Genomic DNA, 13,084 nt, shown 5'->3' on the forward strand with positions numbered 1-13,084 from the left:
TCCTCTTTCGCCGCCCCTCTTTCACCCCTGCCCGCCGCGCCGCTATACTGCGCGCCATGAGTGCAGATTCCCTCCCCGCCTTTCCGCTGCGCCCGGCCCGTGTCCACGAGGTCTGCGGCGCAGGCGCGCGCGGCTTTGCCGCCATCGCCGCCGCGCCGATGACGCGGGTGCTGTGGCTGCGCGAGGCGTGGCTGCGCGAGACGCTCAACCCGGTGGGGCTCTCGGCCTTTCTCGATCCGGCGCGGCTCTTGGTGGCGCAGGCCGCGGACCAGAGTGATCTTCTGGCGGTGGCCGAAGAGGCGCTGCGCGACGGCGCGGTGCCGCTGGTGGTGCTCGAGATCAGCGCCGCGCTCGACCTGCGCGAGGGACGGCGGCTGCAACTGGCGGCCAAGGCCGGGGGGGCGACCGGGCTCTGCCTCATTCCCGAGGGCATGGGCAGCAATGCGGCCGAAACCCGCTGGCAGGCCATGCCGATCCATGACGCGCGGGCCTGCGACGACTCGACTCTGATGCGATGGGATCTTATTAAGAACAAATCGGGAACATTGGGGGCCTGGCATGTTCGATGGTCTACAGAGGCGCGTCGTCTCGATCTGGTTTCCCCGGCTGGCGAGTGACCGGGTTCTGCGGCTGCGCCCGATTGCCGGGCCCTTTGTCCTGACCCTGCGCGAGGCCAATGCAGAACGGCTGCATTGCCTCAATCAGGCCGCCGAACGCCAAGGGCTGCACCGTGGCATGTCCTTTGCCGATGCCCGCGCCTTTTGCCCCGATCTGCAAAGCCGCCCCGCCGATCTTCAGGCCGAGGCGCGGTTTTTGCATGTGCTGCGGCGCTGGGCCACGCGCTATTGCCCCTGGGTCGGGCTCGAAGGCAGCGATGGGCTGGTGCTCGACATCACCGGCTCGGCGCATCTCTTTGGCGGCGAATCGCAGATGCTGGCCGATATGCGCCAAGGCCTCGGCCGCGCGGGCGTGGCGGCCCGGCTCGGGCTCGGCGACACGCGGGGGGCGGCCTGGGCGCTGGCCCGTCATGGCGAAGGCTGTGCCGCGCCCGGCGCGCCCCAGGCGGCGCTCGCCGATCTGCCGGTGGCGGCGCTGCGGCTCGATCCCGATCTGGTGACCGGGCTGCAACGGCTGGGGTTGCGCCGGATCGCCGATCTCGACGCCACGCCGCGCGCGCCGCTCGCCCGCCGCTTTGGTCCCGCGCCGCTCCTGCGGCTCGATCAGGCGCTGGGCCGCCAGCCCGAAGAGATCACGCCGCTGGCCGAGCCGCCGCATTACGGCGTCCGCATGACCCTGCCCGAGCCGATCGGCCTATGCGATGATGTCATGGCCGGGGTGTCGCGGCTCCTTGATCAGCTCTGCGCCAAGCTCGCCCATCACGAGACCGGCGCGCGCAGCCTCTGCCTGACCCTGCGCCGGGTCGATCAAGAGGCCCGCACGGTCGAGCTGCGCCTCGCCCAGCCGCTGCGCGACGCGGCCCGCATCCTGCCGCTCTTTGAGCGCGGCGTCGCGGCGGTCGAGGCGGGCTATGGCATTGATCAGCTGCGGCTCGAGGCGGTGCAGGTGGAACGGCTTCCGGCGCGACAGATCACCCATATGGAGGGCCGCGACGACAGCCAGCTCGACGATCTCATCACCCGCATCGGCACCCGGATCGGGCTCGAGAATGTGCAGCGCTTCCTGCCCGCCGACAGCCATATCCCCGAACGCGGCTTTCTCATCTCGCCGGCGGCCTATTCGCGCCCCGAAGGCAGCTGGTCCGCGCCGCGCCCGCGGCCTCTCGTGCTCTTTCCGCCGGAACCCATCGCGGGCCACGGGCCGCGTCCGCCCGCGCGGTTTCGCTGGCGGCGCATGGCGCTGAGCGTTGCGCGGCTCTGCGGCCCGGAACGGATCGCCCCGGAATGGTGGCTCAGCGATGACAATTGGCGGCGCGGCCTGCGCGACTATTGGCAGGTGCAAACCCATCAGGGGCGGCGGCTGTGGATGTTCTACACGCCACAAGCGCCGGGCTGGTTCGTGCAGGGGGAATTCGCATGATCCCCTATGCCGAACTTGGCGTGACCACGAATTTCACCTTTCTCACCGGGGCCTCGCATCCCGAGGAAATGGTCGCCCGCGCCGCCGAGCTGGGGCTCGAGGCCATCGCCATCACCGACCGCAATTCGCTCGCCGGGGTGGTGCGGGCCTATAAGGCGCTGAAGCTCCTGCGCGACAAGGCGCAAGAGCTGCTGCCGATCCGTTCGCATCGGCGCATCGACAGCAGCTCGCGGCAGGATGTCGGCTGGCAGCGCCCCCTGCCCCGGCCCGAGACCCCGCAGCTGCCGCGCCTGATCACCGGCGCGCGGCTGGTGCTGCGCGACGGGCGCGGCGTGGACTGGCTGGCGCTGCCCACGGATCTGGCCGCCTATCAGCGGCTGACCCGGCTGTTGACCCTGGGCAAACGACGCGCCGAAAAGGGCCAGTGCCATCTCGATCTGGCCGATCTCCTCGCGGGCTGCGCCGGGATGATCCTGATCGCCCTGCCCGAGGATCTGCGCCGCGCTGCGCCGGAGATCCAGCAGATGCGCCGACGCTATCCGGGCCATGTGTTCCTTGGCGCGGCCCCGCGCTATGACGGGTCGGATCAGGCCTATTTCGATGCCTGCGCGGCGCTCGCCCTGCGCTGTGCCGCCCCGATGGTGGCGGTGGGCGATGTGCTCATGCATCGCGCGGCGCGGCGGCAACTGGCCGATGTGCTGACCTGCCTGCGCGAGGGCTGCACCATCGACCATATCGGCACCCGCGCCCTGCCCAATGCCGAACGCCGCCTCAAAGGGGCCGAGGACATGGCCCGGCTGTTTCGCAACCATCCCGCCGCGCTGCGCCGCACGGTGGAGATCGCCGGCAGGTGCAGCTTTTGCCTCAGCGAGCTGAGCTATCAATATCCCGAAGAGGGCAGCCAGCACGAGCCCCCCATGGCGCGGCTGCGCCGGCTGGCCGAAGAGGGGCTGACGCGGCGCTACCCCAAGGGCGCCACGGCCAAGGCCCGCGCACTTCTCGACAAAGAGCTGGCGGTGGTCGAAGAGCTCAAATTCCCGGCCTATTTCCTCACCGTCCACGACATCGTGCAATTCGCCCGCAGCCGGGGCATTCTCTGTCAGGGGCGCGGCTCGGCGGCCAATTCGATCCTGTGCTACCTGCTCGGCATCACCGATGTCTCACCCGAGATGATCGGCATGGTGTTCGAAAGGTTCATCTCGCGCCATCGCGGCGAGCCGCCCGATATCGACGTGGATTTCGAACATGAGCGGCGCGAGGAGGTGATCCAGTGGATCTATGCCACCTATGGCCGCGAACGGGCCGGGCTCTGCGCCACGGTGATCCATTTCCGCACCCGCGCCGCGATCCGCGAAGTGGGCAAGGTGATGGGGCTCTCGCAGGATCTGACGACGCGGCTCTCGGCGGATATCTGGGGGCTGACCAACAGCGGCGCGGATATGGAACGGGCCCGCGAACTGGGGCTCGACCCGGCCGACCGCAGGCTCGCCCAGACGATGCGGCTGATCGGGGAAATCATCGGCTTTCCCCGCCATCTGAGCCAGCATGTCGGCGGCTTCGTCATCACCAAGGGGCGGCTCGACGAGCTCGCTCCGATCGAGAACGCGGCGATGGAGGACCGCACCTTGATCGAATGGGACAAGGACGACATCGACACGCTGGGCATTCTCAAGGTCGATGTGCTCGGGCTCGGCATGCTGAGCTGCGTGCGCAAATCCTTTGACCTGCTGGCCCAGCACGAAGGCCAGAACCTCAGCCTCGCCACCGTGCCGCAGGAGGACCGCCACACCTACGAGATGCTGCAACGCGCCGATGCGGTGGGGGTGTTTCAGGTGGAAAGCCGCGCCCAGATGAATTTTCTGCCGCGGATGAAACCCCGGGAATTCTACGATCTGGTGATTGAGGTGGCCATCGTCCGCCCCGGCCCCATACAGGGCGGTATGGTTCAGCCCTATATCCGCCGCCGGCAAGGGTTGGAGGCGCCCGAGCCCTTCGGCCCGGCGCTCGAAGAGGTCACCCGCCGCACGCTCGGCGTGCCGCTCTTTCAGGAACAGGCGATGCAGATCGCCATGACCGGGGCCGGCTATACCGCCGAAGAGGCCGACCACCTGCGCCGTTCGCTCGCCTCGTTTCGGCGCATGGGCACGATCGGCGAACACCGCGACCGGTTCATCGCCGGCATGATGGCCAATGGCTATGCCCGCGAGGTGGCGGAACGCTGTTTCGGCCAGATCGAGGGCTTTGCCGATTACGGCTTTCCCGAAAGCCACGCGGCGGCCTTTGCGCTTCTGGTCTATGTCTCGGCCTGGCTCAAATGCCATCACCCGGCGATCTTTGCCTGCGCCCTGCTCAACAGCCAGCCGATGGGGTTTTACGCCCCCGCCCAGATCGTCCGCGACGCCCGCGACCACGGGGTCGAAACCCGCCCCGTCTGCCTCAATCACAGCGAATGGGACAACACGCTCGAACGGCGCGGCGACGGGGCGCTGGCGCTCAGGCTCGGGTTTCGCCAGATCAAGGGCCTGCGCGAAGAGGACGCCCGCTGGATCGTCGCGGCGCGGGGCAATGGCTACCGCGATCCCGAAAGCGTCTGGCTGCGCGCCGGGGTCGCGCCTGCGGTGCTGGAACGGCTGGCCGAGGCGGACGGGTTTGCCGATATGGGGCTGACCCGGCGCGATGCGCTCTGGGCGGTGCGGGCGATCCGCGGGCAAAAGCCGCTGCCGCTTTTCAACGATCCCATCGATGGCGAGGCGATCCACGAACCCGCCGTGACCCTGCCGCCGATGCATCTGGGCGAAGAGGTGGTCGAGGATTACGTCTCGATGCGGCTGACGCTGAGGGCGCATCCGATGGAATTGCTGCGCCCGTCGATGCCCGGGCTGACGCGCCATGACGCGCTGCTCACAGCGCCGCTCGAACGGCGCTCGATCTGCGGGCTGGTGATCACCCGGCAACGCCCCGGCACCGCCTCCGGCGTGGTTTTCCTGACGCTCGAGGATGAAACCGGCGTGGCCAATGTGGTGGTCTGGCGCAAGGTGTTCGAACGGTTCCGCCGCCCGGTGATGGGCGGGCGTCTCTTGCGGGTCACCGGACCGCTGCAGCGCGAGGGCCAGGTGGTGCATCTCATCGCGCAGGAGATCGAGGATCTGTCGCACCGGCTGGGCGATCTTGGCCATCCCTTGAGCGAGGTGGTGGGCGGCACCACATCTGTCACCGACAACCTGCCCAAGGAACAGCCCCGCGCCAGCACCCGCAGCCCCAGCGCCCGCCACCCGCGCGATCAGGCCAAGAAGCTCTTTCCAAGCCGCGATTTCCACTGACCCCGCCGCCGGGCATCGCCAATTAAACATGGCAAAACGCCGGGCGCGCCTATACATTTCCTGCTATAAGACCCCGCCCCGCCCGGTCCGGCCCCGCGCAGTAACCCCCTGACATCACGACAGGGATCGCGCCACCCAGGGCCCGCCCGGCGCTCAGGACCGGGGCAGAGGTATGGTAACAGGTCGCGCGCCACGAGGCCGCGCCGCAAGGGGATGCGCAAGATGAGTTTGACCGCCGATATGATGGAGCTGCGCGAGGCAGATATCACCAAACATATGACGGCGGCCACCGCCCTGCTCACCGGGTTCGACCACACCCCCCGCATCGCCAGCGCCGCCCCCGCCGAGGCCACGCCGGAACGCTCGTCCGGGGTCGGCACACGGCGGCGCTTTCGCAGCACGACGCCGGGGCTGGTGACCCGCTCGACCGCGCGGCCCGAGGGGGTGCATCTCATCGCCCGGATCACCGGCACCGATGAGGACGACCCAATCCCCTCGCCACAGCAGGCGACGCTGCTCACCGATCTGCGCCGGGCGCTGGCCATCGCGCTGGCGCTGGCGGAACACTATGCCGAGGCCACCGGTCTCGCCGATCTGCGCCGCGCCAATCTCGCGGGCACGCTGCCCGCCGACAAGAAATCCGACTTTACCGAGCTGATGGCCGCCGAGGCGCTCATCGCGGCCCATGTCTTTGCCAATGCGGCGGCCTATCTCCTCGCCCCCCATGGCAGCGAGACCACGGTCGAGCTCGGCGAGGTCGAAGAGCTGCTGACCGATCACGCCCAGATGGCCTTGCAAGGCGCGCTCTGGGAACTCGATCAAATGCTCGCCCGCGAGGCCCATGACGACAGCCGCGCCATCGCCGCCGCCCAGGCCTATGCCGAACAGCTCATGGAAAAGGCCGCCCTGCGCGCCCAGACCGCACCCCGGCTCGCGCCTTTCACCAATGCGTCCTGGCGCATCGAGGCCGATGATCTGACGATCCGTGGCTTTGCCCCCTCGACCAAGGGCAAATCGCAGACCCTCACCATGAGTTTCAAGAAACCGCATGAGGTGGTGGGCAACCATATCGCGAAATATCAGGCGCTGAAGCTGTCGAAAATGCTCATGGCCTATGATTTCGACCGGCGGCTCAACCCTTTTGCCGAGCTTGGCGGCTTCATCTTCACCTTCATGGGCGATGGCAAGCCGGGCACCGGGAAGACCACGCTCATTCAGATGATGGCCGGGCTGATCAAGGAGTATTGCGACAACGCGGGCTATCCGTTTCGCTATCAGAACCTCTCGACCGACAGTATCGACAGCTATCAGGGCAAATCGGCGCAAAACGCCAAGGCCTTCATCAACAACGTGCTCGATCCGGGCGTGATCGGTTTCGGCACGATCGACGATATCGATCAGCTTGCCGGCAAGCGGGGCGACCGCCAATCCTCCGCCGGACAGCTCGAAATCACCGCCGTGCTGATGGAGAGCTTTGCCGGGGCCAACACCGTGGTGCGCGGCAATTGTACCTTTGGCATGTTCTCGAACTATCCCGAAAATGTCGACGACGCCCTGCGCCAACGCGCCGGGGCCCGGTTCCTCGTCGATGGGCCTCAGACCCGCGAGGATTACATCGACATTCTGGCGCTGCTGATGGGCAAGAACCACGACATCCCGCTCGGCGCACATGAACTTTACGCCGCGCAAGAGATCGAAAAAGCCGTCGCCGCCAGCTTTGAAAGCCATGGCAAACCCCATGAAGAGGGGCTGTTGCGGGTCTACGACCGGGTGGCGGATGAGATCGGCCCGCTCGACACGATTGCCAAGCTCGGCACCTATCTCAAAGGCATCCAAGAGGCCGACGACCGCTTTACCGGCCGGGCGATCAAGAACATCACCGACGCGGTCAAGGTCCGCGCCATGGATTTCGAACTGCCCGATGAATGGATGGAGACCCCCGATCTCTTCCTCTTCCGCGACTATGAGACCAAGAAGGCGATGATCGACGAGCTGCGACAGCCGATCACCATCGACATGGTGCTGCAAGAGATCAACCGCTACGCCGACAGCGAATTCCGCTACGCCGACAAGAGCGACGAAGCCGCGATCGAAGCGATGATCCGCGACTATGGCCGCACCGAAGAGGCCAAGCGCCGCTATCTGGAGCGCAAGGGATGAGGCCCCTGACACGAGCCTATATCGCGTCGCAGGACGGGCCGCGCCCTCCCTGGGGGGCGCCTGCACCACGCCCCCATGGCTCCCTGCCCGCCCCACAAGCGCGCCGGTCGTACCCTGACCACCGTCGCAAACGCGCCCTCCGGGGGGAGGGAGGGCGCGGCCCGGCCGTTGGCCGGGCGGGTTCATACAACGGACAGCCAATATATAACTCGATTTCCAAAAACGAGAAATATACGGGAGGTAACGTGTGACCCTCGGCCAGAAACAATACCATAAAATTAGTCTCACAATGGGAGACCTGAAAGAGAAACTCTCGACCGCCGAACTTGCAGCCCTAAGCGTATCCTCCTTTTGCGCGAGTGAAACCAACAATCTAAAAAAACTCGCAAAGGCTATCAATTACGAGGGCATCGATTCACAAGCCTTAAATTGGCTTATTCTTGGTCAGGAAAGTTCTATTCTAAGAGCCCTTACAGTGCGGCTCTTAGAGTTCCGGAGGTTCGTTCTCAAATGCCAAAACCAAAATGGCGTTCTGGGTAGCATAGCGACTGAAGTCGGAGCGATCATATCCGAGCGCGAAGAATCTCGACCATTTGGCCTCCAAGTCGCGAAACACATGCGCGATCAAGCAAGCGCACACTCGAGCCTTGACGATGCCAAGAAAGCGATAAATCACTCTTCACCCAATACAGAAGTAATATTCTTGGATAGTGAAAACCGCCACAATTCCTACTATTCAATTGGTGATCAAGTCTTTATCTTTGATAATCTATTGCAGCTATCAAACGATATTCATGACATTCGCGGATTGATTAATGAATGGCATCTCTGGGCGATGCAAACTGCAGATGACCTAACTGTTTTTCATGTAAGGTTGATGCACGCGTTGGTATTAGATCGTTTCCCAGACAACCGTGTATCTAACGAAACGATCACATTCCCAAACAACTTAATATCTGATGCCACAGCCCCAATACGTCTCCCAGTGTTCTATGAGAATATGCCCAAATGAACCGCCTCATCCAATCCGGCCTCATGTATGGCAATCTCGTCCACGTGGCCTCGCCCGCGTTGGTGGAGCGCTACAACCGGGCGCTCAAACATCTGACGGGGCGCGAAACCGCGCTCACCGATTTCTACATCGACATCTCGGGCTTCTCGCCGGAGGTCGGCCACGAGCTCGGCGATCCGCTCTATCTCAACCATGCGGGCGTCAACCGGCAGTTCATCCTGCTCAGCACCGCGCAGAAGACCGCGCCGCTGCTTGATGCGAAATTCTCAACCTCGCGCTCGATCCTGCGCCGTTTCATCGACGACAACGAACCCGCGCTCTTTGCTCTCACCGCCCGCGATGCGGTCGCGGGCGAGCTGGTGAATTCGGTCTATGACATGGCCACGCCCGCCCGGCTCTTCGATCTGCGCCGCATCACCATCGAGGCCGACACCACCGGCGGCGCGCTGCGCCACGCGGCCCAGCTCGAACAGAAGATCGGCGAATTTCTGAGCCGCGACGACGGCTGGTATGACGATCTGCTCATCGCCGAGATGATCGATCTGGCGGGCGAGACCGGCGACATCACCCGCAACCCCATCGCCCTGCCCAAGATGGAGTTCGAGCAAGGCAATTTCTGGACCGCCCATTTCGGCGGCACCTATCTCTTTCAGACCGTGGCCCATCCCGCGCTCATCACCGCGGGCGACCGCGCGCCCTTTGACGACGCGCCAATGGTGCATGTCTTTGACCTGAGCCAGCGCAACCAGATCGCCAAGTTTCTCGACCTCAACAAGCTGGTCGAGCCGGTGATCGGCGCGCGCGGCATCGATGCCGCCGCCATCCTGCGCCAGAAGATGGAGTTCGTCCTCGTCGATGCGCTCTGTGCCCATGACATCACCCCGGGCGCGGACAGCGCCGCGCTGCGCCGTCTCGCCGCCCGGCACAGCGCCCTCCTGCCGCCCGAGTTCCACGCGCTCAACAGCCTGGTGACCTGGGCCGAGGCGGGCGGCGACTGGCCGCGGATCGCCTCCGATCACCCGGCCTATTTCTACACCCTGCGCGCCGCCGATCACCCGGATGCCGATCTCGTCAACATGCTCTTGGCCGAACTTGCCCCCAAAGACATCCGACAGCTCTTCATCTGCCACAAATCGCTCTTCTACCGGCTCTATGCCAGCTGGCCCGAGGCCAAGAAGGACTATGCCGTGCGCTTTCTCAAACAGGACTATCAACTGGACAAAGAGGCCACCCGACAGGCACTCTTTGCCCATCAAACGCCACCCCCGCCCCCGAAACGGCCCACCACCGGCCCTTGGGGCCCCGTTCGCCGCTAAGCAGCTAAGGAGACAGACCCATGTTCGCATTGGCCCGGCTCGTCGTCATAGGGTTCTTTGTCCTGACGGTGATCTATATCTGCCTGTCGCTCTGGTCGCGCTCGGTGCGCCGTGGCAAACTCAACGCCGAATGGCAGGAGGGCGGCCACGAGGGCAGCTATGAGGCCTTCATGGACGACGGCCTGCGCGACTATGACCGCTCGCTCCGGCGCAAGCTTATCCTCGGGGTCTATGTGATCCCGGTGATCATCGTCTCGGTGATCATCTACCTGACGAATTTCCACTGAAAGGCCGCTTAATGGTTTACCTCAAATGGGCGTTCTGGCTGACCTTCTGGGCGGCTGTCGCGATCTTCTTTCACTACACGCTGCCGCAGCATGACACGGTGCGCATCGTCAACACCTATGAGGAACGGCAGGATCTGACCGACTGGACCCGGATCTTCTGGTCGGAGCCCGAGGATCAATCGACCTCGCTCGCCAATCGCGACGTGCAGTTCATTCAGGCGGTGCGCCCCAATGGCCGCGCCATCGTCTATCGCAACGAGGACACCGGCTGGCGCTGGCCGCCCTATTTCAAATTCGACACCGCCAATCTCTATACCGAGGCCAATGACGCCGTCTCGACCAAGGCCAACCCGGAATGGTACGTGGTCAAGCACTACGGCTGGCGCAACGAGTTCCTGACGATCTTTCCCAACGCGATCTCGATCAAGCCCGCGCCGGGCCCGGATTACAGCCCGATCCCCTGGCTCAACATCATCATCCTGACGCTGTTCTTTGCCACGGTCTGGGCGATCTGGGTGCGCTGGCGGCGGTTCCGTGCGCGCCGCATCGACCCGGTCTTTGACGATATCGAGGACAGCTGGGACGCCGCCGGAGATGCGATCAATGACCGCCGGTCGCGGCTGCGCCGCTGGCGCGACAGCTGGCGCTCGAAATAACCCAGAGCGCCGCCCTACCAGGGGCGGCGCAGGTCTCGGCAGGTCTTGGCCGTTCTTAGCTGGGCTTAGCCGAGTTTATGCCGCCGATTGCCACTCTCGGGCCGTCCCGGCAGGCTGAGCGTCGCATCGCCCCGCGGCTGGGTCGAGACGATCTTGCCTTTCGACACCACGGCAAGCCGCGCCGGGCGCAGCCGCAGCGCCTCGATCGCATTGCCCGCATCGAGCACCACGAGAGAGGCGAGTGCGCCCTGGCGCAGCCCATACTCCTCGAGCCCCAGAATGGCCGCGTTCTCCTGCGTCACCATGTCGAAACAGCGCTGCATCTCTTCCGGCGCGCTCATCTGCGCCACATGCATCCCCATGAAGGCCACGTCGAGCATGTCGCCGGTGCCGAGGCTGTACCACGGATCGCGCACGCAATCCTGACCCCAGCCCACCCGGATGCCGAGCGCCTGCATCTCCTTGACCCGGGTCAGCCCGCGCCGCTTTGGAAACGTGTCCTGCCGCCCCTGCAGCATGATGTTGATGAGAGGGTTTGGAATGGCCGAGACCTCGGCCTCCGCCATCAGCGGCAAGAGCTTCGAGACATAGTAATTGTCCATCGAATGCATCGAGCTGAGATGCGATCCGGCAACCCGCCCCTGCAGCCCGAGCCGCGTGGTCTCGGCGGCCAGCGTCTCGATATGGCGGCTCTGCGGATCGTCGCTCTCGTCGCAATGCATATCGACCATGAGCCCGCGTTTCGCGGCAATCTCGCACAGCTCGGTGACCGAGGCATCGCCCGCCGCGCGGGTGCGCTCGAAATGCGGGATACCGCCCACCACATCCACCCCCATATCGAGGGCGCGGATCAGGTTTTGATGCGCTGTCGGGTCGCGGTAGAGCCCATCTTGCGGAAAGGCCACAAGCTGCAGATCGAGATAGGGTTTCACCGTCTCGCGCACCTGCAACATCGCCTCCACGGCGCGCAGCTGATCGTCGCAGACATCGACATGGCTGCGGATGGTGAGCAGCCCGAGGCTCACCGCCCAGTCGCAATAGGCAAGCGCCCGCTCGACCATCTCATCGACCGTCACCGTCTGTTTGAGCTCGCCCCAGAGCGCGATCCCCTCCAGCAGCGTGCCGCTGGCATTGATGCGCGGCGTGCCATAGCTCAGCGTCGCGTCGAGATGGAAATGCGGATCGACGAAGGGCGGGCTCACCAGATCGCCGGCGGCTTCGATCACCTCGCCTGCCGTCGACCCGGACAGATCGCCCAGCGCCGCGATCCGGTCGCCGGTGATGCCGATATCCGCCACGCGGCCATCCGGCAGCGTGCCGCCCGTCACCAGAATGTCGAACTCGGCCATCAGCGTTCTCCTCGGTTATAGGGCACCATGAGCGCGGCTGGCACCTCGGCCCGGCGCGACATGAAGATGAGCGCCAGAATCGACAGAATATAGGGGATCATCAGGAAAATCTGATAGGGAATTTCCGCGCCGAGCGGCGTCTGCTGCAACCTGATCTGCAGCGCATCGAACCCGGCGAACAACAGCGCGCCAAGCACTGCCTTGCCCGGCTTCCACGCGCCAAAGACCACCAGCGCGATACAGATCCAGCCACGCCCGTTCACCATCTCGAAGAAGAAACTCGAAAAGGCCGACATGGTCAGGAACGCGCCACCCACGGCCATGAACCCGCTGCCGACCATCACCGCGCCCATGCGCAGCGCGGTGACCGACAGGCCCTGCGCCTCAACCGCGCCAGGGTTTTCGCCGACGGCCCGCAGGGCCAGGCCGAGCGGCGTGCGGTAGAGGGTGAACCACACCGCGAAGGCCAGCACAAAGGCGAGATAGGTCAAAGGTGTCTGCGCAAAGAGCGCCGGCCCGAGGATCGGAATATCCGACAGCAGCGGAATCTCGTAGGGCTGAAACGGCGTGATGCGCGGCGGGCTCGTCACCTGCGGCAGCGCCAACCGATAGGCGAAATAGGCCACAGACGTGGCCAAGAGCGTGATGCCAAGCCCCACCACATGCTGCGACAGGCCAAAGGGCACCGTCAGCGTCGCATGCAGCAGGCCAAAGAGCATCCCCGCCCCCATCGCCACTGCCACCCCGGTCCACAGATCGGCGCCGTAATAGACCGCCAGCCAGCCGGTAAAGGCCCCGAGCACCATGATCCCCTCGATCCCGAGGTTGAGAATGCCGGCACGCTCACAGATCAGCTCGCCCAGCGTCGCAAAGATCAGCGGCGAGGCGATGCGCACAGCTGCGGCCCAGAAGCTCGCCGAAAGAAGAATGTCGATGATATCCGCCAT

The 13,084-nt window shown here is 65.0% G+C and carries 10 protein-coding genes; 8 read left to right on the forward strand and 2 right to left on the reverse strand.

Features of this window, described 5'->3' with window-relative positions:
• The first annotated feature begins 56 nt into the window (after positions 1 to 56).
• The 8 genes from WA237_RS10215 to WA237_RS10250 all read left to right on the forward strand — a co-directional run bounded on the left by WA237_RS10215 (position 57) and on the right by WA237_RS10250 (position 10,788).
• Entirely contained in the window at positions 57 to 617 is a 561-nt protein-coding gene (locus tag WA237_RS10215; RefSeq protein ID WP_336097611.1) for a hypothetical protein, read from the forward strand.
• Positions 559 to 2,037 (forward strand): Y-family DNA polymerase, encoded by a 1,479-nt coding sequence (locus WA237_RS10220; RefSeq protein ID WP_336097612.1) that lies wholly within the window; start codon positions 559 to 561, stop codon positions 2,035 to 2,037. Before WA237_RS10215 ends, WA237_RS10220 begins: the two co-directional genes overlap by 59 nt.
• The gene (locus tag WA237_RS10225) at positions 2,034 to 5,357 is read left to right on the forward strand and encodes an error-prone DNA polymerase (RefSeq protein WP_336097613.1); all 3,324 of its coding nucleotides are present in this window, start codon (positions 2,034 to 2,036) and stop codon (positions 5,355 to 5,357) included. The genes WA237_RS10220 and WA237_RS10225 overlap by 4 nt, the downstream gene beginning before the upstream one ends.
• A gap of 222 nt (positions 5,358 to 5,579) precedes the next feature.
• Positions 5,580 to 7,517, forward strand: coding sequence for an AAA family ATPase (locus WA237_RS10230; protein WP_336097614.1), 1,938 nt, complete (start codon positions 5,580 to 5,582; stop codon positions 7,515 to 7,517).
• 247 nt (positions 7,518 to 7,764) lie between these two features.
• A complete protein-coding gene (locus WA237_RS10235; RefSeq protein WP_336097615.1) occupies positions 7,765 to 8,529 on the forward strand; it encodes a hypothetical protein in 765 nt (254 codons plus the stop codon).
• Positions 8,526 to 9,845: a DUF6638 family protein gene (locus tag WA237_RS10240; protein ID WP_336097616.1), complete on the forward strand. Its 1,320-nt coding sequence runs from the start codon at positions 8,526 to 8,528 to the stop codon at positions 9,843 to 9,845. The genes WA237_RS10235 and WA237_RS10240 overlap by 4 nt, the downstream gene beginning before the upstream one ends.
• Before the next feature lie 20 nt (positions 9,846 to 9,865).
• On the forward strand, positions 9,866 to 10,132 hold the full coding sequence (locus WA237_RS10245; RefSeq protein ID WP_009814257.1) for a hypothetical protein: 267 nt from the start codon (positions 9,866 to 9,868) through the stop codon (positions 10,130 to 10,132).
• 11 nt (positions 10,133 to 10,143) lie between these two features.
• On the forward strand, positions 10,144 to 10,788 hold the full coding sequence (locus WA237_RS10250; protein WP_336097617.1) for a DUF1523 family protein: 645 nt from the start codon (positions 10,144 to 10,146) through the stop codon (positions 10,786 to 10,788).
• A 65-nt stretch (positions 10,789 to 10,853) separates the two neighbouring features.
• On the opposite strand, the gene WA237_RS10255 is transcribed toward WA237_RS10250, so the two are convergent.
• Both WA237_RS10255 and WA237_RS10260 read right to left on the reverse strand, forming a co-directional pair.
• Positions 10,854 to 12,137, reverse strand: a complete 1,284-nt coding sequence (locus tag WA237_RS10255) for an amidohydrolase family protein (protein WP_336097618.1) — start codon at positions 12,135 to 12,137, stop codon at positions 10,854 to 10,856.
• Positions 12,137 to 13,084, reverse strand: a complete 948-nt coding sequence (locus WA237_RS10260) for an ABC transporter permease (RefSeq protein WP_009814254.1) — start codon at positions 13,082 to 13,084, stop codon at positions 12,137 to 12,139. The genes WA237_RS10255 and WA237_RS10260 overlap by 1 nt, the downstream gene beginning before the upstream one ends.

The organism is Roseovarius sp. CH_XMU1461 (genome assembly GCF_037027165.1).
In the GTDB taxonomy this organism is placed as follows: Bacteria; Pseudomonadota; Alphaproteobacteria; order Rhodobacterales; family Rhodobacteraceae; genus Roseovarius; species Roseovarius nubinhibens.

Excerpts from the sequence above, each read along its gene's own strand:
- WA237_RS10215 (WP_336097611.1), top strand. The coding sequence starts at position 57 with ATGAGTGCAGATTCCCTCCCCGCCTTTCCGCTGCGCCCGGCCCGTGTC.
- WA237_RS10220 (WP_336097612.1), top strand. The coding sequence starts at position 559 with ATGTTCGATGGTCTACAGAGGCGCGTCGTCTCGATCTGGTTTCCCCGG.
- WA237_RS10225 (WP_336097613.1), top strand. The coding sequence starts at position 2,034 with ATGATCCCCTATGCCGAACTTGGCGTGACCACGAATTTCACCTTTCTC.
- WA237_RS10230 (WP_336097614.1), top strand. The coding sequence starts at position 5,580 with ATGAGTTTGACCGCCGATATGATGGAGCTGCGCGAGGCAGATATCACC.
- WA237_RS10240 (WP_336097616.1), top strand. The coding sequence starts at position 8,526 with ATGAACCGCCTCATCCAATCCGGCCTCATGTATGGCAATCTCGTCCAC.
- WA237_RS10245 (WP_009814257.1), top strand. The coding sequence starts at position 9,866 with ATGTTCGCATTGGCCCGGCTCGTCGTCATAGGGTTCTTTGTCCTGACG.
- WA237_RS10250 (WP_336097617.1), top strand. The coding sequence starts at position 10,144 with ATGGTTTACCTCAAATGGGCGTTCTGGCTGACCTTCTGGGCGGCTGTC.
- WA237_RS10255 (WP_336097618.1), bottom strand. The coding sequence starts at position 12,137 with ATGGCCGAGTTCGACATTCTGGTGACGGGCGGCACGCTGCCGGATGGC.
- WA237_RS10260 (WP_009814254.1), bottom strand. The coding sequence starts at position 13,084 with ATGGCGGATATCATCGACATTCTTCTTTCGGCGAGCTTCTGGGCCGCA.